At 67.1% G+C, this 19,506-nt stretch carries 20 protein-coding genes; 13 read left to right on the forward strand and 7 right to left on the reverse strand.

What is annotated here, in order from left to right:
* Positions 1–75 precede the first annotated feature (75 nt).
* The 5 genes from AB0C34_RS05085 (at position 76) to AB0C34_RS05105 (ending at position 5,504) form a co-directional block, all read left to right on the forward strand.
* On the forward strand, positions 76–1,044 hold the full coding sequence (locus tag AB0C34_RS05085) for a phosphatidylinositol mannoside acyltransferase (protein WP_357067547.1): 969 nt from the start codon (positions 76–78) through the stop codon (positions 1,042–1,044).
* A complete protein-coding gene (locus AB0C34_RS05090; RefSeq protein WP_357067549.1) occupies positions 1,041–2,165 on the forward strand; it encodes a glycosyltransferase family 4 protein in 1,125 nt (374 codons plus the stop codon). Before AB0C34_RS05085 ends, AB0C34_RS05090 begins: the two co-directional genes overlap by 4 nt.
* Positions 2,165–3,208 carry an NUDIX domain-containing protein gene (locus AB0C34_RS05095; protein ID WP_357068511.1) on the forward strand — a complete coding sequence of 348 codons (1,044 nt, stop codon included), beginning with the start codon at positions 2,165–2,167 and terminating at the stop codon, positions 3,206–3,208. The genes AB0C34_RS05090 and AB0C34_RS05095 overlap by 1 nt, the downstream gene beginning before the upstream one ends.
* Positions 3,209–3,627: 419 nt before the next feature.
* Positions 3,628–4,548 (forward strand): pyridoxal 5'-phosphate synthase lyase subunit PdxS, encoded by a 921-nt coding sequence (gene pdxS, locus AB0C34_RS05100; RefSeq protein WP_357067550.1) that lies wholly within the window; start codon positions 3,628–3,630, stop codon positions 4,546–4,548.
* A 464-nt stretch (positions 4,549–5,012) separates the two neighbouring features.
* Positions 5,013–5,504, forward strand: a complete 492-nt coding sequence (locus AB0C34_RS05105; protein ID WP_357067552.1) for a hypothetical protein — start codon at positions 5,013–5,015, stop codon at positions 5,502–5,504.
* Between the two features lie 137 nt (positions 5,505–5,641).
* Here the strand turns inward: AB0C34_RS05105 and AB0C34_RS05110 are convergent, their stop codons facing one another.
* Complete coding sequence (locus AB0C34_RS05110) at positions 5,642–6,268, reverse strand: hypothetical protein (RefSeq protein WP_357067554.1); 627 nt, start codon at positions 6,266–6,268, stop codon at positions 5,642–5,644.
* Positions 6,269–6,403: 135 nt separating this feature from the next.
* On the opposite strand from AB0C34_RS05110, the gene AB0C34_RS05115 reads away from it, so the two are divergent.
* The gene (locus AB0C34_RS05115; protein ID WP_357067556.1) at positions 6,404–7,225 is read left to right on the forward strand and encodes an acyl-CoA thioesterase II; all 822 of its coding nucleotides are present in this window, start codon (positions 6,404–6,406) and stop codon (positions 7,223–7,225) included.
* Positions 7,226–7,429: 204 nt separating this feature from the next.
* On the opposite strand, the gene AB0C34_RS05120 is transcribed toward AB0C34_RS05115, so the two are convergent.
* Positions 7,430–9,121, reverse strand: a complete 1,692-nt coding sequence (locus AB0C34_RS05120) for an APC family permease (RefSeq protein ID WP_357068513.1) — start codon at positions 9,119–9,121, stop codon at positions 7,430–7,432.
* A 219-nt stretch (positions 9,122–9,340) separates the two neighbouring features.
* On the opposite strand from AB0C34_RS05120, the gene pdxT reads away from it, so the two are divergent.
* The gene (gene pdxT, locus AB0C34_RS05125) at positions 9,341–9,991 is read left to right on the forward strand and encodes a pyridoxal 5'-phosphate synthase glutaminase subunit PdxT (RefSeq protein WP_357067558.1); all 651 of its coding nucleotides are present in this window, start codon (positions 9,341–9,343) and stop codon (positions 9,989–9,991) included.
* Between the two features lie 112 nt (positions 9,992–10,103).
* The gene (locus AB0C34_RS05130; RefSeq protein ID WP_357067560.1) at positions 10,104–10,856 is read left to right on the forward strand and encodes a YebC/PmpR family DNA-binding transcriptional regulator; all 753 of its coding nucleotides are present in this window, start codon (positions 10,104–10,106) and stop codon (positions 10,854–10,856) included.
* Positions 10,857–11,056: 200 nt separating this feature from the next.
* On the opposite strand, the gene AB0C34_RS05135 is transcribed toward AB0C34_RS05130, so the two are convergent.
* Together AB0C34_RS05135 and AB0C34_RS05140 are read right to left on the reverse strand one after the other, a co-directional pair.
* Entirely contained in the window at positions 11,057–11,452 is a 396-nt protein-coding gene (locus tag AB0C34_RS05135) for a metalloregulator ArsR/SmtB family transcription factor (RefSeq protein WP_357067562.1), read from the reverse strand.
* Between the two features lie 110 nt (positions 11,453–11,562).
* Positions 11,563–11,769: a DUF5988 family protein gene (locus tag AB0C34_RS05140; protein ID WP_357067564.1), complete on the reverse strand. Its 207-nt coding sequence runs from the start codon at positions 11,767–11,769 to the stop codon at positions 11,563–11,565.
* Between the two features lie 368 nt (positions 11,770–12,137).
* Here AB0C34_RS05140 and AB0C34_RS05145 point away from each other — a divergent pair, with 368 nt between their 5' ends.
* The gene (locus AB0C34_RS05145) at positions 12,138–13,154 is read left to right on the forward strand and encodes a helix-turn-helix domain-containing protein (protein ID WP_357067566.1); all 1,017 of its coding nucleotides are present in this window, start codon (positions 12,138–12,140) and stop codon (positions 13,152–13,154) included.
* 93 nt (positions 13,155–13,247) lie between these two features.
* Here AB0C34_RS05145 and AB0C34_RS05150 read toward each other — a convergent pair whose 3' ends face one another.
* Positions 13,248–14,687, reverse strand: a complete 1,440-nt coding sequence (locus AB0C34_RS05150) for an alpha/beta hydrolase-fold protein (protein ID WP_357067568.1) — start codon at positions 14,685–14,687, stop codon at positions 13,248–13,250.
* A 263-nt stretch (positions 14,688–14,950) separates the two neighbouring features.
* Between AB0C34_RS05150 and AB0C34_RS05155 the strand changes: the two genes are divergently transcribed.
* The 4 genes from AB0C34_RS05155 (at position 14,951) to ruvB (ending at position 18,017) form a co-directional block, all read left to right on the forward strand.
* Complete coding sequence (locus AB0C34_RS05155; RefSeq protein ID WP_357067570.1) at positions 14,951–15,466, forward strand: O-acetyl-ADP-ribose deacetylase; 516 nt, start codon at positions 14,951–14,953, stop codon at positions 15,464–15,466.
* A 291-nt stretch (positions 15,467–15,757) separates the two neighbouring features.
* Positions 15,758–16,327 carry a crossover junction endodeoxyribonuclease RuvC gene (gene ruvC, locus AB0C34_RS05160; protein ID WP_357068515.1) on the forward strand — a complete coding sequence of 190 codons (570 nt, stop codon included), beginning with the start codon at positions 15,758–15,760 and terminating at the stop codon, positions 16,325–16,327.
* On the forward strand, positions 16,324–16,929 hold the full coding sequence (ruvA, locus tag AB0C34_RS05165) for a Holliday junction branch migration protein RuvA (protein ID WP_357067572.1): 606 nt from the start codon (positions 16,324–16,326) through the stop codon (positions 16,927–16,929). Before ruvC ends, ruvA begins: the two co-directional genes overlap by 4 nt.
* A 5-nt stretch (positions 16,930–16,934) precedes the next feature.
* Positions 16,935–18,017, forward strand: coding sequence for a Holliday junction branch migration DNA helicase RuvB (gene ruvB, locus AB0C34_RS05170; RefSeq protein WP_357067574.1), 1,083 nt, complete (start codon positions 16,935–16,937; stop codon positions 18,015–18,017).
* Between the two features lie 64 nt (positions 18,018–18,081).
* Here the strand turns inward: ruvB and AB0C34_RS05175 are convergent, their stop codons facing one another.
* Positions 18,082–18,675, reverse strand: coding sequence for a DivIVA domain-containing protein (locus tag AB0C34_RS05175; protein WP_357067576.1), 594 nt, complete (start codon positions 18,673–18,675; stop codon positions 18,082–18,084).
* A 130-nt stretch (positions 18,676–18,805) separates the two neighbouring features.
* Positions 18,806–19,471 carry a TetR/AcrR family transcriptional regulator gene (locus tag AB0C34_RS05180; protein ID WP_357067578.1) on the reverse strand — a complete coding sequence of 222 codons (666 nt, stop codon included), beginning with the start codon at positions 19,469–19,471 and terminating at the stop codon, positions 18,806–18,808.
* Between the last annotated feature and the right edge of the window lie 35 nt (positions 19,472–19,506).

Genomic DNA, 19,506 nt, shown 5'->3' on the forward strand with positions numbered 1-19,506 from the left:
CGTACGTCGATACATCGACGACGGTGCCGCGACAACGTCGGCGCCCGACCATGGACGAGAACTGGTGGAGATCGAATGAGCATCGGGGAGCAGCTCGGCGCCGCCGGATACCTGGCGGGCTGGCGGCTGGTGCGCGCACTGCCGGAGAAGACGGCGCGGCGGTTGTTCGACTGGGGCGCTGACCGGGTCGCTCGGCGTGCCAACCGGGAATTCCACGCGGGCGGCCCACCGAATTACTTGCGCCGGAACCTGGCCCGTGTGCTCGGGGTGCTGCCCGCCGACGTGCCGGACGAGCTGATCCGCGCGAGCGCGCGATCGTATGCCAGGTATTGGCGTGAGGCGTTCCGGCTACCCACGATGGATCACGCGGCGATCGATTATCAGGTCGACGGGTTGTCGTTCCTCGATGCCGCGCTGGCCGCGCGGCAGGGTGTGATCTTGGTGCTTCCGCACTCCGGTAACTGGGACATCGCCGGCGTTTGGCTAGTGCACCACTATGGCAACCCGACGACCGTCAATGAACGTCTCAAACCGGAAACGCTGTTCAAGCGGTTCGTGGCCTATCGTGAGCACCTCGGCTTCGAGGTGTTTCCGCTGACCGGTGGTGAGCAGCCACCTTTCGCCCGACTGGCGGCGCGTCTGCGCGAGAATCGGATCGTGTGCCTGCTGGGTGAGCGCGACCTCACCGGTAGGGGAGTCCCGGTCCAGTTTTTCGGCGAACGCACCTGGATGCCAGGAGGCGGCGCGAAACTGGCCATCGAGACCGGCGCCGCGCTGCTGCCGGTGCACGCGTGGTTCGAGGTCGACACCGAAGGGCGTGAGAGCTGGGGTCTGAAAGTCGAAGCGCCCCTTGACGTTTCCGGTGGAGTGGCAGCGGCTACCCAGCAACTCGCGGACCGTTTCGCCGCGAATATCGCCGAGCATCCGGCGGATTGGCACATGCTGCAACCGCTGTGGGACAGCGACCTGTCCCCGGAACGGCGCGCCGCCATCGCCGCGACGCAGGCGAGTATCCGGGTCGAGCAGGGGGATGAATCGCCATGAAGATCGGCATGGTCTGTCCCTATTCGTTCGACGTCCCCGGTGGGGTGCAGGCGCATGTGGTCGAGTTGGCGCGGGTGTTCATCGAACGTGGGCACAAGGTGAGCGTGCTCGCGCCCGCGGGGGACGACACGCCGCTGCCCGAGTTCGTGGTGTCGGCCGGACGCGCGGTCGCGATCCCATACAACGGATCGGTGGCCCGACTGTCCTTCGGCCCGCTGTCCTACGCCAGGATTCGCCGCTGGATCGACGCCAACGATTTCGATGTGCTGCACATTCACGAGCCCAACGCGCCGAGCCTGTCCATGCTCGCGCTCAAGATCGCCGAGGGTCCGATCGTCGCGACTTTCCACACCTCGACGACCAAGTCGCTGGTGCTGAGTACCTTTCAAGGGGTGCTGCGGCCCTACCATGAGAAGATCTCCGGCCGCATCGCGGTGTCCGAACTGGCCCGGCGATGGCAGGTGGAGGCACTCGGGTCGGACGCGGTGGAGATTCCCAACGGAGTCGACGTTCCCGCCTTCGCCAGAGCCCCGATGCTGCCCGGTTATCCGCGCGCGGGTGGGTCGGTGCTGTTCCTCGGCCGTTACGACGAACCGCGCAAGGGCATGGAGGTGTTGCTCGGCGCGCTGCCCGAGGTGGTGCGCAGACATCCGGAGGTGGAGATCCTCATCGTCGGGCGCGGTGACGAGGACCGGTTGCGCCGCGAGGCGGGTTCACTCGCCCGGCATCTGCGCTTCCTCGGCCAGGTGTCGGACGAGGACAAAGCCTCGGCGATGCGTAGTGCGGACGTCTACGTGGCGCCCAACCTCGGCGGGGAGAGCTTCGGCATCATCCTGATCGAGGCGATGGCCGCCGGGACCGCGGTCGTGGCCAGCGAACTGGACGCCTTCCGTCGGGTGCTGCGCGACGGCACGGCGGGCATGCTCGTTCCGGTGGGTGATTCGGCCGCCCTTGCCGCCGCGCTGCACGCTGTGCTCACCGACGAAGTGCGCAGGGAGGCGCTGGTGCGCACCGCCACGCAAGTGGTGGGTGAGTACGACTGGCCGGTGGTGGCCGAACAGATCCTGCGGGTGTACGAGACGGTGACCGTCGGCGACGCGCGGGTGCGGGCCGCCGGATGATCACCTTCTCCGCGACGACCGTTCTCGTTCTCGCGCTGATCGCGGCGGTGGTGATCGCGATCGGCCTCTGGGCGTACTCGACCGCCAACCGGCTCGACCGGCTGCACGTGCGCTCCGATCAGTCCTGGCAGGCGCTGGACTCGGCGTTGGCCCGGCGGGCCGTGGTCGCCAGATCGGTTGCCATGGCGATCGGCGGCCCGGTCTCCGATCCCGCACTGTCGGAGCGGGCCAGACACTTGTCCGCGCTGGGGGCGGCGGCCGAACGGGCTGGGCGTGGCGATCGCGAGACGGTGGAGAACCAACTGTCCTCGGCGCTGTCAGCCATCGATATCGGCATGCTGCGCCCGCAGCTGGTCGCCGAACTCGCCGACGCGGAGGCTCGCGTGCTCATCGCGCGCCGCTTCCACAACGACGCGGTGCGCGACACGCTGGCGCTGCGGACTCGGCGCCCTGTCCGTCTCCTGCACTTGGGCGGCACCGCCCCACTGCCGACCTACTTCGAGATCACCGAACGCGCTACGCCCGCCGCGTCGACCGGCTTGTCCGTCGACACCATCCGTACCACCGCGCGCATCGTGCTCTTCGATGAGAACGATCGGACGCTGCTGATGCGCGGCAATGATCCGAAAACGCCGGAGGTGTCGTTCTGGTTCACCGTCGGCGGGGGTGTGGAGCCGGGGGAGAGCCTCCGTGTTGCCGCCGTGCGCGAGCTCTATGAGGAGACCGGGCACCGCGCGGACCCCGCGAGTTTACGCGGCCCGATCTGGCGCCGGGTCGCGGTGTTTCCGTTCAACGGCGACCTGATCCGGTCCGAAGAGCTGTTCTTCGCGCTGCGTGTGCGTGGTTTCGAACCGCACGCGGCGAATCAGACCACGATCGAGCGCCGTTCCATCACCGGCCACAAATGGTGTACGGCCGCGGACATCGTCGCGCTGGACCAGTCGTGCGAAACTGTCTACCCGTACCACCTGGACGAACTGCTCGCCGAGGCCGCCGAGGCTGCCACGGGGTCCGGCGATCCCGAGGTCCGCTCCATCCGCTGACCGGCTCATGACCTGTGATGTGTTTCACGATCGTGATAGCGTCGTGATGAATTATCGACGCGGAGGGTAGTGCTGTCAGGGACGCATTCGAATCCGGCGTCGTGGTCCCGGTCACGATGGGGCCGAGTTCCTGCTCGGTGTGGAGGTAATTGGTTTCATGTCATACCTGCTGTTCGATTTCTTGTTGCCGTACTTGGGGCCGACGGCCGCGGAGTACTGGGCACAGTTGCTGGTGGTCGGCCCGCTCTGACGCGGTGTCCCGGCAGCGCCGGGTAACCGAGTGGATTGCCGGGACGGCAGGGCACCTTCCCGGCGACCTCCGAGATCACCAGACCAGTGCACGTCAACTGGCTATCAGGTGGCGTTTTGTGGACGCCTAGAATCAGGTCGTTCGAATCCGAGCGACTTGATTGGCGCACATGACTCAGGAGTTTGCCGTGACCACGCCCGAGACCACCCAAACCGTCGGCACCGCCCGTGTGAAGCGCGGCATGGCCGAGATGCTCAAGGGTGGTGTGATCATGGATGTCGTCACCCCCGAGCAGGCCAAGATCGCCGAGGACGCGGGCGCGGTCGCGGTGATGGCGCTGGAGCGAGTTCCGGCCGATATCCGTGCGCAGGGCGGTGTGTCCCGGATGAGTGATCCGGACATGATCGAGGGCATCATCGCCGCCGTCTCCATCCCGGTCATGGCGAAGGCCCGCATCGGCCATTTCGTGGAGGCGCAGATCCTGCAGAGCCTCGGCGTCGACTACATCGACGAGTCGGAGGTGCTCACTCCCGCCGACTACGCCAACCACATCGACAAGTGGAACTTCACCGTGCCCTTCGTCTGCGGCGCGACCAACCTCGGTGAGGCGCTGCGCCGGATCACCGAGGGCGCGGCCATGATTCGGTCCAAAGGCGAGGCGGGTACCGGCGACGTGTCCAACGCCACGACGCACATGCGCAAGATTCGCCAGGAGATTCGCAGGCTGTCGTCGCTGCCGGAGGACGAACTGTTCGTCGCGGCCAAGGAACTGCAGGCACCCTATGAGCTGGTCCGCGAGATCGCCGAGACCGGCAAGCTGCCCGTCGTGCTGTTCACTGCGGGCGGTATCGCCACCCCGGCCGACGCGGCGATGATGATGCAGCTCGGCGCCGAGGGTGTGTTCGTCGGCTCCGGCATCTTCAAGTCCGGCAACCCGTCACAGCGTGCGGCCGCGATCGTCAAGGCAACCACCTTCTACGACGACCCGGACGTGCTGGCCAAGGTGTCGCGCGGTCTGGGTGAGGCCATGGTCGGCATCAATGTCGAGGAGATCGCGCAACCGCACCGGCTTGCCGAGCGCGGCTGGTGATCGCTCACCGGTAGCGCCTGCCGCGGTGCAGTCGCGGTGATTCGTGGATTAGGCGGCGAACCGCACTTCTGTTGAGCCGCGCTTTCCGGTCGCAGCTCGCTCCGTCGGCAGATCGGAATCCAGGACCGTGAGTTAGGCGGTCCGCTGCTGGTTCGGGAGGCAGGGTCGAGTCGTTGCCCGGCCTGGTGATGGTCGCGACGCGCCGCTGGTTACCGATTCGGGCGCATTGCGCGCGGCCGGTGCCATCCGCCGGTGGCGGCGGTGGTCGTCGCAGCGGCGTGCGCCCGCTCGACGTATCAACGCACCGTGGACGGTGGCGTTGCGCAGGTTCAACTCTCACGACGCCTAGAATGCTGTCTCAGAGTTCTCACAATCACGCTCAGTAGCTTCGCAATCCATGGCTTCTACCAGCCATGTCGTGCCCTCTCATCGTCGGGATAGATCCGAACGCAAAGGACGAACAGTTGAAGCTTCGCAAGACTGGACGCATCGTCGTCGCCGGTGTGGCTGTGGCGGCCACCCTGAGCCTGGCGGCCTGTGGTGGCGACGACAAGAGTGACTCGGCCAAGGCGACGACTCACGTGACGACCAGCGCCTCCGCGAACGTGCCTGCCGCACCCACCGCTGCCGAACTCAACGGCCTGCTGCAGCGTGCCCTCGATCCCGCGGTGCCGAATCAGGAAAAGGCAGATCTCGTCCAAGGCATCGAGGCTGATCCTGACCTGCCGAACCGGCTGGCCGACGCGTTCAAGCAGGCAAACGCCTCGGCGGTGGTCACTGGTGTGACCGCGTTCGGCGACAGCGTGACCGCGCAAGCCAAGTTCACCGTCAATGGTCAGGAGAACCAGGTCGAGGTCCCCTACGTCCTGGACGGGGGCAAGTGGAAGGTGCAGAAGGCGTGGGCGTGTCAGGCGCTGTCCAACCTCAACCAGCAGTCGCCGGCCTGCGCCGCCTGACGGTCGCGGGGGAGTAAGCCGAACTCGGCCGCCGATCGGACGATGATCGCGCAGTCGTGTGCGGGCAGCGCCCGGCGACCGAATGCAAGCTGGGTCGTTGCCGCACGGTGTTGTCGAGGTCGGAAGCGGTGCGGGTCCTATCCCGCACTGTCCTCGTCGATACGGAGCGCAGGGCGGCCGGGATGGTCCCATCTGACGAAAAATGTTGGACTGTAAGGGTTCTCGCGGTCATGCCGCAGCAGTGCGGCGATGGTCCATTCCGTCTCGGGTGGGGTGGTGCGCCGGAGGGCGGCATCGGACATGTCCAGACGGAGGGTCAGGTCCGCGTCGAGGTGACGGCCCGCGAGCATCGGGCCCGCGATGAGGATGGTGGTCACGGGTAGCGCTGTCCGGATCGGCACGCGGGCGGAGCGGTCGGTGGCCTCGTCCCAGAGGGCCGGTAGCCACCGATCATGGTGGCGCAGGGCATCGACCACCTCACGGCGTAGTGCGGCATAGTCGAACCACGCGGTGCGATACGACATTTCGTCGGTGCGGCCGAACTCCATCCGCAGTGCGGCAGGCCGCACGTAATCATGCAGCGAGACCACATCGGCGGATCGGCCGATGTGCCGCAGGGCTGTGGCGACCTCGGCGGCGAGCGTGGCGGGCTCGGCGGCGTCCGCGCCTTCGACGGCAATCACCGTATGGGTGTGCGAGACCAGAACGCGGCGGACCACCTGGTCGACGAGTCCGTCGCGGGTGATCGGCAGAAAACGGGGCACTGGTACATCTCAGCAAATCCGCGGTCTCGGCGACCTGTCGGTTGCCGTCCGGAATGTGCGATCTATGTCTCGTTGCCCGGGCGGGCACCGGCAGCCAAAAGGCGACACGGCGGGGCGTCGGGATAATCTCAGCGCATGGCGACAATCGAAGAGGCGCTGGAGATAGAGCGGCTCGAGCGGGATATCTTCCGTGGCGCGTCCACCAAGACCCAGCTTCCGCGCACGTTCGGCGGACAGGTTGCCGGCCAGGCGCTGGTGGCGGCAGTCCGGACAGTGGAGCCGCGATACCAGGTGCATTCGCTGCACGGGTACTTCCTGCGTCCGGGTAACCCGCAGGAGCCGACGGTCTATCAGGTCGAGCGGATCCGTGACGGCCGCTCGTTCTGCACCCGGCGGGTCACCGGCATCCAGGACGGTGCCGCGATCTTCACCATGTCGGCTTCGTTTCACGTCGGCGACGAGGGGCCCGAGCACCAGGATGTGATGCCTGAGGTGCGGTTGCCGGAGGATCTGCCCGACGCCAGCACCACCATGGCACCCGAACGTCTGTGGGCGATGCGGGAATGGGAGCACTGGGACATCCGCATGGTGCCGCCGGAGAATGTGTCGCGCCGCGACGGCATGGTCTCCCAGCAGCAGGTGTGGTTCCGCTACCGGCACCCGCTGCCCGATGACCCGCTGGTCCACGTCTGCACCCTCGCGTATATGAGCGATATGACATTGCTCGGCTCCTCGAAGGTCATCCACCCGGACGAGCCGACTCAGAACGCCTCGCTCGACCACGCGATGTGGTTCCTGCGGCCGTTCCGCGCCGACGACTGGCTGCTCTACGATCAGTCCTCCCCGTCGGCAGGCTTCGGGCGGGCGCTGACCGGCGGCAAGATCTTCAACCGGGAGGGCCAGTTGGTCGCCGCGGTGGTTCAAGAGGGCCTCATCCGTACCCCGCGCGAGACCTGACCGGCCCCCCTGGATCGCCGATGCGACGCCGGTCGCGGACGTGGTTCGCCCGCCGATGAGGCGTTCGCTCTATGGGTGCCAAGGAACGGGCGAACGCAAGGCCGTGGTGGCGTGGGGCATCGGTGTGTACCCGCGACGGTGGCGCCGAGGATCGCCGACCGCAGCGGGATGAGTGGCCGACGCCCGCCTGGACACGGTCCGGCATCAGCTCACCTGGACACGCAGGTGGCAGACCACGGTGTCGCTCGACCGCCGCAGTTCGCGCTCGAGCTCGTCGCTGCGGTGGCTGGGCAGCACGCGATGCCAACCCGCGGGTGGGTCGACCTCTGCGACGACCACAACCTTGCGCCGGTTGGGGAAGTTCTCCCGGAGGTACCGGGCGACCGGGCCGCCGACGGTCGAGTCGCTGTTCTCCAGCAGCACCAGCCGGACCTCGGGATGCCACGCTTCCCAGGTGCGGGTGAACGCCCTGGCCGACGCACCGGGCAGACAGACGTGCACGGCGACGATGTCGTCGCCGATGGACATGGCCGCGGACAACGCCTCTCGGCTCAACTCGGAGACCTCCGATACCGGCACGACGATCACTGTCCCGGTCGCCCGTGGCTGCCGGGGAACCATGCCTGCGCCACGACAGTCACCGATCCGGTGGTAGGCGTGGCGAATCCGCTCCATGCCGAGGACGAGGACAGGAAGAACGAGCACGATCAGCCAGGCGCCCGAAGTGAATTTCATAGCGGTCGTGACGATTGCCGCGAGCGAAGTCAGTACCGCACCGAATCCGTTGAGCATTAGCCGCCACCGCCAGCCGTCGGTGCGGATGAGCCACCAGTGCCGCACCATGCCGACCTGGGCGAGGGTGAACCCCACGAAGACGCCGATCGCGAATAGCGGCACCAGCGCGTTCATGTTCCCGCGTGCGCCGATCAGCAGCACACCCGCACTCAACCCCAGCGCACACACGCCGAATCGGTACACCTGCCGCGGTGAGGCCACCGCGAACCTATGGGGCAGACAGTTGTCGTCGGCCAGGATCCTGGTGAGCGTCGGCAGGCCGCCGTAGGACGTGTTCGCGGCTAGCGCCAGCAGCAGCACGGTGGCGAATTGCACGACGTAATATCCGATTCCGTGCCCGAGCGCCGCCTCGGTGAGTTGGGAGAGCACGGTAATTCCCTGGACCGGTCGCAGGGAGAACTTTTCGATCAGCACAGCGAGGCCGATCAGCATGGCGCCGAGCAATAGACCGAGAGCGATTTCGGCATGCTGCGCACGTTTCACCCGAGGAGCCTCGAAGCTGGGAACGGCGTTCGCGATCGCCTCTACACCGGTCAATGCCGCGCATCCGCTGGAAAATGCTTTGAGCAGCAACAGGATTCCTACCGTGTGCACGTCGGTGATCGCCGCGGATCCGCTCGTCACGGCGGCGGGCTCCGAGCGCAGTAGGCCACCGATGATCACGATGAAGATGCCGACGACGAACACGATGGTCGGCACCATGAATGCTCGCGCGCTCTTGGTGATCCCGAGCAGGTTGAGCGCCGTGATGCCGGCGAGAACCGCGAGACAGATCCAGACAGTGCACCCGTGTAGTACCGGAAACGCCGAGGTCAGTGCCGCGACTCCGGCAGCGATCGAGACCGCGACGTTGAGTACGTAGTCCACGATCAGCGAGGCCGCGGCGACCAGACTGGTGCGATGGCTCAGCCGTGCCTTCGCGACCGCGTACGCGCCGCCGCCGTCGGCGAACGCCGCGATCACTTGACGATATGACGCGATCAGCACCGCCAGCAGTGCGGTGATCATTAGGGTCACCGGCAGCGTCATGCCGAGTCCGATGCCGCCCGCGGTGGCCAGGACCAGCACGATGGCTTCCGGACCGTAGGACACCGAGGCCAGAGCGTCCAGCGACAGCCCAGCCAGCCCGGTCGGCACAGTGAGTCCCCGCCGGGTGGTGGCGGCTGTCCCGGCTCCACGTGGCCGGTGCACCTTGCTCGGCGACACAGCTATCACTCGTCCGAGTGTCGACCCTCGAGCCGTGCGCGGACCCCGGCGTTGACGAAACTCTGACGGCGACCGTGAGCACGGCCACACCCGCACGACTCGTAAGCTTTCGGCGTGAACGCTTCTTCGGTCGCCGTACCCTCCGCCGACGCCGGACGGACGCGGTCGTTTCCCACCATCGGTGTGCTCGCGCTACAGGGGGACGTCCGCGAGCATGTCGCCGCTCTCGCGCACTGTGGCGCGGAACCGGTGCTGGTCCGTCGCGAATCCGAGCTCGCCGAGATAGACGCGCTGGTGCTGCCCGGCGGCGAGTCGACCACGATCAGCAAGCTGCTGGCTGCCTTCGAACTGCTCGAGCCGCTGCGCGCCCGGCTGCGCGCGGGGATGCCGGCGTTCGGTTCCTGCGCGGGCATGATCCTGCTCGCCTCCGAGGTGCTCGACACCCGTCCGGACGCCGAGCACCTGTCCGGCATAGATATGACGGTGCGCCGCAACGCATTCGGCCGTCAAGTCGATTCTTTCGAGACCGATCTGTCGTTCGCGGGGCTGGATGACGGTCCGGTGCGCGCGGTGTTCATCCGGGCGCCGTGGGTCGAGCGCGTCGGCGACGGCGTCGACGTGCTGGCCACCGTGCCCAGCGGCCCGGCCGCCGGTCGAATCGTGGCAGTGCGACAGGGCAACGTCGTCGCGACGTCGTTCCACCCCGAGGTGACCGGCGATCTGCGGGTGCACCGGATGTTTGTCGAGCTGGTCCGGGCGGCGTAGCCGAACCGCTTTGCACGACGACCGCGCACGCCCGAGTAGGCTGGGGGAGTTGTCCGTCCGGCCGTGCCGGTACGGTACACACGACCTGCCATCGACCTGAAGGAAGTAGGGAATGAGCGGCCACTCCAAATGGGCCACCACCAAGCACAAGAAGGCGGCGATCGACGCGAAGCGCGGCAAGCTGTTCGCGAAGTTGATCAAGAACATCGAGGTGGCGGCCCGGACCGGTGGCGGTGACCCGGATGGCAATCCGACGCTGTACGACGCCATCCAGAAGGCGAAGAAGTCGTCGGTCCCCAATGACAACATCGAGCGCGCTCGTAAGCGCGGTGGTGGCGAAGAGGCGGGCGGCGCCGACTGGCAGACGATCATGTACGAGGGCTACGGTCCCAACGGCGTCGCCGTGCTCATCGAGTGCCTCACCGACAACCGCAACCGTGCCGCAGGCGAAGTACGGGTCGCGATGACCCGCAACGGCGGGAATATGGCCGACCCTGGCTCGGTGGCCTATCTGTTCCACCGCAAGGGTGTCGTCACCTTGGAGAAGAACGGCCTGTCCGAGGACGACGTGCTGATGGCGGTGCTCGACGCGGGCGCGGAAGAAGTCAACGACCTCGGTGATTCGTTCGAAATCATCAGCGAACCCAGCGATTTGATCGCCGTGCGTACTTCTCTACAGGGCGCGGGAATCGATTACGACTCCGCGGAGTCCGGCTTCCAGCCATCGGTGTCGGTCGCGGTCGACGCGGATGGCGCCCGCAAGGTGATCAAACTGGTCGACGCCCTGGAGGACAGCGACGACGTGCAGAACGTCTACACCAACGTCGACATCCCCGACGAGGTCCTCGCCCAGCTGGACGATTAGTCGGCCGGCCGTCATCCAGTCTGCTCTGGCGGGGTAGTACTTGCCGAAATCGGGGCGGTCCGTGCTGGGCGGACCGCCTCGGACATATTCAGGTAGTTTCCCCGCCGGCGCCGGCCTGGGGAATCTGAGCGATCTCGGTGTCGCTGCGCGGATGGGTGAACCGCAGTCCGCAAGGTCCTTCCCGGCGTCCGGGGGAACAGTCAACAGTCATCCGGTGGGTCGCTGTGGGGTCGCTGTGCCATTCCGGGTTCCCGTGTCGCGTCTTGGTCGGCGCAGTGCTGCTGGCTCCTCGCTCGGTTCATCTCGGTTCCGAGTGCGTCGGGGTCGTGTTCCCACGTGGTGGGGCTGCGGATTCGGTGGAGCCAGCCGATGAGCGCGGTCAACGGTTCGGTGTCGAGCAGGTAGAACCGCTGTCTGCCGACCAGTTCGTCGCGCACCAGACCGCTAGCGCGCAGCACACGCAAATGCCTGCTGACGGCGGGGCGGCTGATCGCGAAATGCTCAGCGATCGAGCCGGCGGTGAGCCGGGTTCCGTACAGCATTTCCATGATCTCACGCCGAACCGGATCGGCGATCGCACCTGTCACCTGGTCCACGATAAAAGCGTAATCAATTGGTTACGCTTTTATCGTGGCGCTCGGGGGAATTCGGACAGGAATTCGCGACCGGTCGGTGCGTCAGCGCCGATGCCGGTGAGGAAGGCGCATCACTCGGCGATGGTGGTGCGGTCGCACCACTCGTACACCGGCAGCCGCCCCTCGGGCGTGTCCTGCTCTCGTTGGGTGACCTTGAAGTGCTCGTATCCGCCGCGGAATGGGACTTTCAGTTCGATCCCCGGCGGAGTGATCGGGACGATGCGTGCGGGCAAGTCTTGCGGCCCGCCCTCGAGGACAGCCTTCACAACATTGCTCATGCTCGGATGGTAGAAGCGCCAACGCCCTGATCGTGGGAGATTCAGGGCACGGTGAGTTTTAATTTGCCCATGAGGTGAACGGCGCCGGTCATGGCGTGCGTTGTGGCTGCCGGGGAGCCGACGAACGAACCCGGCTGTCTGTCGTCGGCGCGGCAGACCTCTCGTCGCCGGTGCGATGTGTCGAACGCTGACGGACGACTCGAGCCGCAGCACACTTCCCTGGATAGCGACGCATGCCCCTCGGCAGGTGCCGAGGGGCGCACTGCTGGTCGCGCGTATGACGTTGGTGGCGTTCGGGGATTCCCGTCTGTCGCGAAGCGTTTCCCGAACGAAGTGGCCGGATGAATATCATTCGATATGATCGCGCCATGACGGAAGGGCGCACGGTCGCACCACACAGGGTTACGGTGCTGGCACTGGACGGTGTACATCCGTTCGAACTCGGGATCGCGAATCGCGTGTTGGGTAGCGCTGGAGGTCGGTACGAAATCCGCACGTGTTCGACAGATGGCCGTCCGGTGCGCAGTGCGGCTGACTACGAGATCGCGGTCGCGCACGACAGCGCGGTGCTGGAAACTACCGACACGGTCGTTCTGCCCGCCTGTGACATCGCCACATCCCTCGGGGGTCAGCTACCGGACTCGGTGCGTGCGGCGTTCGCCCGCATCCGGCCGGGCGCCAGGATCGTCGCCATCTGCACCGGGGCTTTCGTCGCCGCGGCCGCCGGTTTGCTCGACGGTCGCCCGGCGACCACGCACTGGAAACAGGCCGCACTGTTTCGCAGCACGTTCCCGCGCGTGCACCTGGACCCCAACGTGCTCTACGTCGACGACGGCGACATCCTCACCTCGGCCGGGGCCGCTGCGGGTATCGACGTGTGCCTGCATCTGGTCCGCCGCGACCACGGCAGCGCCGTCGCGAACGCGGTCGCGCGCCACTGCGTCATCCCGCCGTGGCGTGACGGCGGCCAAGCTCAGTACATCGAGCAGCCGGTCCCTCCCGAGGCCTCCGCGGGAACCGCCGTCGCCCGGCAATGGGCGTTGGAGAACCTGCGACACCCGGTGACGGTCGACGAACTGGCCGTTCGGGCCCGGATGAGCAAACGCACCTTCGCCCGTCGGTTCCGCGACGAGGTCGGATTGAGCCCGGGGCGCTGGCTTATCCAGCAGCGCGTCTTCCACGCTCGTCATCTGCTCGAAACGACCGACCTGACGGTCGACCGCATCGCGGGTCAAGTCGGCTTCGCCACCGGAACCTCTTTGCGTCAGCACCTGTACGACGCCATCGGCGTGTCACCCCAGGCCTATCGGCGCACCTTCCGGACCGAGGCGGTGCCGCTTTCGCCGCGAGTGAGCGCGCCGAGGCCTGCGTCAGCGTTCGGTTGACGGGCTCCTCCGCTATCGGCGGACTCGGGCCACCGCCCGGTCACCCGAGAGTTCGACGATCCGTTCGTCGGTATGCGTCGTCGCGCCGATCGTTCATGCCGCCGGAATCGGCAGACCCGTCCTGGTGACAATCCACGGCAGTGCGGAGGTGAAAGCGGCAGACGCGAATTGCCAGGTGTGGCCGCCCTGGGTGGTGTGGACGGTGCAGTCGATACCGACCTGGCGGCCGCGGTCACAGAGTTGCTCGGCGGCGCCGACCTCGCCGGTATCGAGGACGCCGTCGTGGCCACCTATCCCGACGACGTCGTCGTCGGAGGTGGGATCCGTGCGGTGCGTGCCGCCCGGCCCTGGACGCTGTGGTGGGGTGAGGTCGTCGAAGAGGCCAGCGGTGCCGGTGTAGGAGCCGTGTTTCGTCATGACGGTGAGCGGGTCGAAGGCCGCCCACTGCTCGGCGTCGCCGCCGAAGAGGCGGGCGATGCTCTGGTCTTTGTTCCCGGAGGCCGGGCCGAGATCTCCAGCGATGTCGACAAACGTGCGGAGCAACTCGGGATGCATGACCGCGAGGTCGACCGCGCAGGTGCCGCCCATCGACCAGCCCACCGCTGCCCAGTGGGCCGGGTTGGTGGAGGCGCCGAAGGTGGATTCGACGTAGTGCGGCACATCTCTGGTCAGATGGTCCGCGGCATTCCCGCGCGGGCCGTTCACGCACTCGGTGTCGTTGTTGAAGCTGCCACTGGAATCGACGAAGACCATGATCGGGGCGCTGCCGCCATTGGCCGTGGTGAACTTGTCCACGGCGGGCATGATCTGGCCGCTGCGGATCCAGTCGGCCGGGGTGTTGAACTCTCCACCGATCATCATCACCACCGGCAAAGCGGGCGGGGTCGGTCCAGTGAACCAGGCAGGCGGCAGGTAGACGTATTCGGCGCGATGCGGAAAGCCGCTGCCGGTGTCGGGAATCCGGATCGGCACGATCCGGCCCGCGGTCGGGTTGGTGCCGCGCAGAGCGGGCAGCGCCGATTGCTCGGTCTGGTTCGGTAGCGGGCCCGCGGTCAGCGCGCTCCACGCCGACTGTGCGGTGGGGTAGTAGCCGACCCATTGGTTGAGTACGAGGCTGGTGCTCGACAGTGCCAGCGGAATCGCAAGGATCGCGACGGCTCGCCGCCACCGGCGCGTTCCCGGCCAGCCCAGAATGGCCACCGCCACCGCCGCCGCGGTGCCTCCAACGCACCCCCAGAGCAGAGCAGGTGCCGGATCGGAGGCCAGCCCTCGGTCGGCCACATACCACCGGGCTGCCGCCGTGGCGATGAATCCGACCAGCACGCACACCGGGAGCTGGATCTGCCACCACCTCCTTGTGCCTCTGGCGACGGCAACCACCAAGAACATCACGGCGAGTATTTCGACCGTCGTCGGCAGCCAGCCGTGCAACAGCGAGATCCCGTGATGAAAGGTGTTCTGATAGTTCGGGTTCGGATTCGCCGGCGGGAACTGCGGAGGAGCCGGAGTCGGCGGAGCGGCGAGAACGGGCACCACGGCATTGTCGGGACCGTTCCTCGAGTCGAGCTGTGAATGCGCTCCAGCGAACCTGAGTGCCCGGGTGCTCCCGGTTCGTGTCCGGCTGTCGACCGCTCGCGTGCAGCTGGAGCACTGCTGTTACCGGCGTGTGCGCCGGGTGAACCGGCGATCGTCGATGCTGAGGGGTATGGAGCGCTCGTGTAACCGGGTCCGAAGCGCGTTCGCCCGCGTCGGTGATTCAGTGGCATCCGCGGTTGGCATCGAGCGAGAATGCGGGCATGGTCGAAGTGGTGCTGGTGTGCGGTGACATCACCGAACAGGACGTCGACGCCGTGGTGAACGCGGCGAACTCGTCGCTGCTGGGGGGTGGCGGTGTCGACGGTGCGATCCACCGCAGGGGCGGCCCCGACATACTCGCCGAATGCCGTCGATTGCGTGCGTCGCACTTTGGCACCGGACTTCCGACCGGCAAGGCGGTCGCCACCACGGCGGGCCGACTGCGCGCTCGGTGGGTGATCCACACAGTCGGGCCGGTGTGGTCCGCGACCGAGGACCGCTCCGTGCTGCTCGCTTCCTGTTATCGCGAATCCTTACGTGTGGCGGACGAATTGGGCGCGCGAATCGTGGCGTTCCCGGCTATCTCCACCGGCGTCTTCGGCTGGCCGATGGATGACGGTGCGCGCATCGCTGTCGAAACGGTGTGTGCGGCACGTACTTCCGTGCGGGAAGTTCGGTTCGTTCTGTTCGATGACACCACCTACTCCGCCTTCGCGACGCAGGTTCCCGACAGCTAGCCGGGGCGCTGGTGCGGATGCGGTGCGGGTCTGGCAGGGGACCGGCCCCGCTGTCCAGCCGGTCCGGATATCGGCCGGCATCTGGCGGACGTGTCCTGCATCTGGGCAGGGGGCGAGGGCACGACCTGCCGCGTCGAACACGCGCTGACTCGTTCGGACGTTGTCGGCGCGCCTACAGCAGCCGCCGATCTCCCACCGCGGTCTGTGGTCACGGCTGTGTCGCTGGTCGGCGAAAGAACGTGGCTCCGCTAGACTCTCGAACAGTTGTTCGTTTCACTGAGAGGGGTCTCCGTGCGGGTGATGGGCGTCGACCCAGGGCTCACCCGCTGCGGCCTCAGCGTCGTCGAGGGCGGGCTGGGGCGGAAAGTCACCGCCCTGGACGTCGACGTGGTCCGCACACCCTCGGATATGGATCTGGCCCAGCGCCTGCTGCGGGTCGCCGATGCCGCCGAGCATTGGATGGACACCCATCAGCCCGGAGCTGTCGCGATCGAACGCGTCTTCGCCCAGCACAATGTGCGTACCGCCATGGGTACCGCACAGGCGGGCGGGGTGATCGCGCTCGCTGCGGCACGCCGGAACATCCCGGTCGCGTTCCACACACCCAGTGAAGTGAAGGCCGCGGTCACCGGCAACGGCACCGCGGACAAGAAGCAGGTGACCGCCATGGTCACCCGCATCCTCGGCCTTCAGGTGGCGCCGAAGCCCGCCGACGCGGCGGATGCGCTCGCACTGGCCATCTGTCATTGTTGGCGGGCGCCGCTGCTGGAACGGATGGCGGCGGCCGAGGCCAAGGCGGCCGCGGCGCAGCGACGGTATCGGGAACGGCTTGCCGAACAACGGAAGGCGGTGCACGGGTGATCGCGTCGGTACGCGGTGAGGTGCTGGAGATCGCACTCGACCACACAGTGATCGAGGCGGCGGGCGTCGGCTACCGCCTCAACGCCACGCCGGCCACCTTGGCCGGGCTCACTCGCGGTGCCGAGACCCGGCTCTATACCGCGATGATCGTCCGTGAAGATTCGATGACGCTCTACGGTTTCGCCGACACCGAGGCCCGTGACCTGTTCGGCCTGCTGCAGACCGTCTCCGGCGTCGGACCACGGCTAGCGATGGCTGTGCTGGCCGTGCTGGAACCCGAGGCGCTGCGCAAGGCGCTCGCCGAGAGCAATGTGGTCGCGCTGACCAGGGTGCCCGGCGTCGGCAAGCGCGGTGCCGAGCGTATGGTGGTCGAACTGCGGGACAAGGTGAATCTCGTTCCGGTGCAGTCCGGTCCGCCGGGTTCCACGCCAATTCCGGTCGTCACGCCGGTGCGCGACCAGGTCATCGACGCGCTTGTCGGCCTCGGCTTTGCCGCCAAACAGGCCGAACAGACAGTCGACGCTGTGCTGGCCGACCAGCCCGCCGCCAACACCTCGGCCACGCTTCGAGCCGCGCTCGGCCTACTCGGCAAGAATCGGTGAGCCCCGTGCAGTCCGAAGAGGAATCCACCGAATCGCAGGTCAGCGCGGCTTTTCTGAAGTCCGACGGCGAGGTCGAGGCGAGCCTGCGCCCGAAATCTCTGGACGATTTCATCGGCCAGCCCAGAGTGCGCGAACAGCTCGCACTGGTGCTTCGTGGCGCCAAACAGCGTGGCAGCACGCCGGATCACGTCCTGCTGTCCGGCCCGCCCGGCCTCGGCAAGACCAGCATGGCGATGATCATCGCGGCGGAACTCGGCACTGCCCTGCGGATCACGTCGGGTCCCGCGCTGGAGCGGGCGGGTGATCTCGCCGCCATGCTCAGCAATCTGGTCGAAGGTGATGTGCTGTTCATCGATGAGATCCACCGCGTGGCCCGCCCCGCCGAAGAGATGCTCTACCTGGCGATGGAGGACTTCCGCGTCGACGTGGTCGTCGGCAAGGGCCCCGGCGCGACCTCGATTCCGTTGGACATCGCGCCGTTCACCCTGGTCGGAGCGACCACCAGGTCCGGAGCGCTGACCGGCCCGCTGCGCGACCGGTTCGGTTTCACCGGACACATGGACTTCTACGAGGCCGACGAGTTGTTGCGGATCCTGCGGCGTTCGGCGCATATTCTCGGCGTTGGCATCGATCATGACGCGGCGGCCGAGATCGCGGGCCGTTCCCGCGGCACCCCCCGAATCGCCAACCGGCTACTGCGCCGGGTCCGTGACTACGCGGAGGTCCGCGCCGACGGACGGATCACACGGCCCATCGCCCACGCCGCACTGGACGTCTACGACGTCGACGTCCTCGGCTTGGACCGCCTCGATCGGGCCGTCCTCGGCGCCTTGGTCCGCAGTTTCGGCGGCGGCCCGGTCGGCGTGTCCACCCTCGCCGTCGCGGTCGGCGAGGAAGCCGCCACCGTCGAAGAGGTCTGCGAGCCCTTCCTGGTCCGTGCGGGCATGATCGCCCGAACCCCTCGCGGTCGCGTCGCCACCGCCGCCGCCTGGGAACATCTCGGCCTGATTGCCCCGCCCGACCTGATCTTCAACGCCATCGAGGTCCGCGGCCGCGAGCCGCATCCCACCCTCGATCTTTTCGACTGACCCGCTTTCGTGGCATCGCGTGACCTCGGTGTCGAGCGCGTTGGGTAGGTGCGGTCGGCGAAGGTCAGTTGTTGCGGTGGGTCCAACGATGGTTCTGTTCGGCGTTGCCGAAGGCGGTGACCACCAGGTCGAGAAAGGCGTCGACCTCGTCGCGTTGGTAGCCGCGGCTGCCCACTCTGGCCTCGGTGAAGCGGATGGAACGGACGTCGGCGACGGTCAGGCTTCCGGGTCCGTCGTGCGCCAGGCTCGCGGCGACCAGGTCCAGGAAGGCGGTGACCTCTTCTTCGTGGTACCCACGCTGTCCAGCCTGCGCCTGGGTGAACCGGATCCGGTGCACGTCGTCGGGGGTGAGCAGCGCCTGCCCGCAGCCATTCGCGGCAGGCACCGGCTGGTTGCCGCGCTGGCGGAACTCGAGTTCTACCCGGACCTGGTCCAGGTATTCGTCGACCTGGTCGGCCTGATAGCTTCGCCCGCCGGGGCGTGCCGCGTCGAAGGTGACGTTGCGCAAGTCGTCAGCGGCGAGAGCGCCCCGTCCGGCCAAGGTCGCGACGACCAAGTCGAGGTAGGCGTCCACCTCGTCGGCGTGGTAGCCGCGATGCCCGACCGGTGGGCTCGCGAAACTGATCCGGCTCACATGCTCGGGTCTCACGGGCGACATTCTGTCAGGCTGGGTGCGCCGGCCCGCACGAAAGTGCGCTTTTCGAATCCCTGCCCATTCGCGGATGAGGCCGTCGCCCTGGCGGACCCGTCAGATCTCGGTCCCGTCCTAGGCGGGGGCTGGCGAACGCTCAGTCTTTACGGACCCCGTCGACGAGCACACGGCGGATTGCCAGGTTCAGCGCGACGATCGCGCTCTCGTCCGGGTCGCGCAGCGCGTGCACAATCCCGGCGATCAGCATTCCGGTCACTGCTCGCGCGGTGTTCACGGTATCCAGGTCGGCACGCAGATAGCCGCGTTCGACGCCGTGGTCGAGATAGCCCGCGGTCAGTGCGTCGGCGGTGTCGAGCAGCCCGTACAGCCGTTGGGTGAGTTCGTCGTCGATGCCGGTGGCGTGGAACAGCAGTAACTGGGCTACTCGGCGATCGGCGATCAGGATTCTTGTGAGGGCTGTGCCGATCCGGTCGATCTGCCCGCGGTAATCGTCGAGGGTCACGGCGGCGTCGGGGGCGTTCTCGGTACCGAGTGCCTCGATGATCCGCGCGGCCAGGTCGTCGATGACGTGGTCGATGATGTCGCGCTTGTTGCTGAAGTAGCGGTAGAAGGTGCCGTGCCCGATACCGAGGCGGCCCGCGATGTCGGCGATCCCGGTGGCGTGATATCCCTCCTCCGCGAAGCAGGCGAACGCGGTGTCGATGATCTCTTGGCGCAGTTCGGCTTTGCGTCGTTCGGCACGGGTGGATGGCTTCGTCACGCCCACGATGATACAGTCGTCGCAAACGGAATGATGTGTCATTCCGTGTTTCGGTATGGTTCAGCTGCAGGAGGTTC

The organism is Nocardia sp. NPDC049220 (assembly GCF_040647855.1).
Taxonomy (GTDB): Bacteria; Actinomycetota; Actinomycetes; order Mycobacteriales; family Mycobacteriaceae; genus Nocardia.

Coding starts and splice junctions, on each gene's coding strand:
- AB0C34_RS05180 (WP_357067578.1), bottom strand. CDS start 19,471: ATGACACATCATTCCGTTTGCGACGACTGTATCATCGTGGGCGTGACG.
- AB0C34_RS05145 (WP_357067566.1), top strand. CDS start 12,138: ATGACGGAAGGGCGCACGGTCGCACCACACAGGGTTACGGTGCTGGCA.
- AB0C34_RS05090 (WP_357067549.1), top strand. CDS start 1,041: ATGAAGATCGGCATGGTCTGTCCCTATTCGTTCGACGTCCCCGGTGGG.
- AB0C34_RS05155 (WP_357067570.1), top strand. CDS start 14,951: ATGGTCGAAGTGGTGCTGGTGTGCGGTGACATCACCGAACAGGACGTC.
- AB0C34_RS05085 (WP_357067547.1), top strand. CDS start 76: ATGAGCATCGGGGAGCAGCTCGGCGCCGCCGGATACCTGGCGGGCTGG.
- AB0C34_RS05115 (WP_357067556.1), top strand. CDS start 6,404: ATGGCGACAATCGAAGAGGCGCTGGAGATAGAGCGGCTCGAGCGGGAT.
- AB0C34_RS05130 (WP_357067560.1), top strand. CDS start 10,104: ATGAGCGGCCACTCCAAATGGGCCACCACCAAGCACAAGAAGGCGGCG.
- pdxS (WP_357067550.1), top strand. CDS start 3,628: ATGACTCAGGAGTTTGCCGTGACCACGCCCGAGACCACCCAAACCGTC.
- AB0C34_RS05140 (WP_357067564.1), bottom strand. CDS start 11,769: ATGAGCAATGTTGTGAAGGCTGTCCTCGAGGGCGGGCCGCAAGACTTG.
- AB0C34_RS05175 (WP_357067576.1), bottom strand. CDS start 18,675: ATGTCGCCCGTGAGACCCGAGCATGTGAGCCGGATCAGTTTCGCGAGC.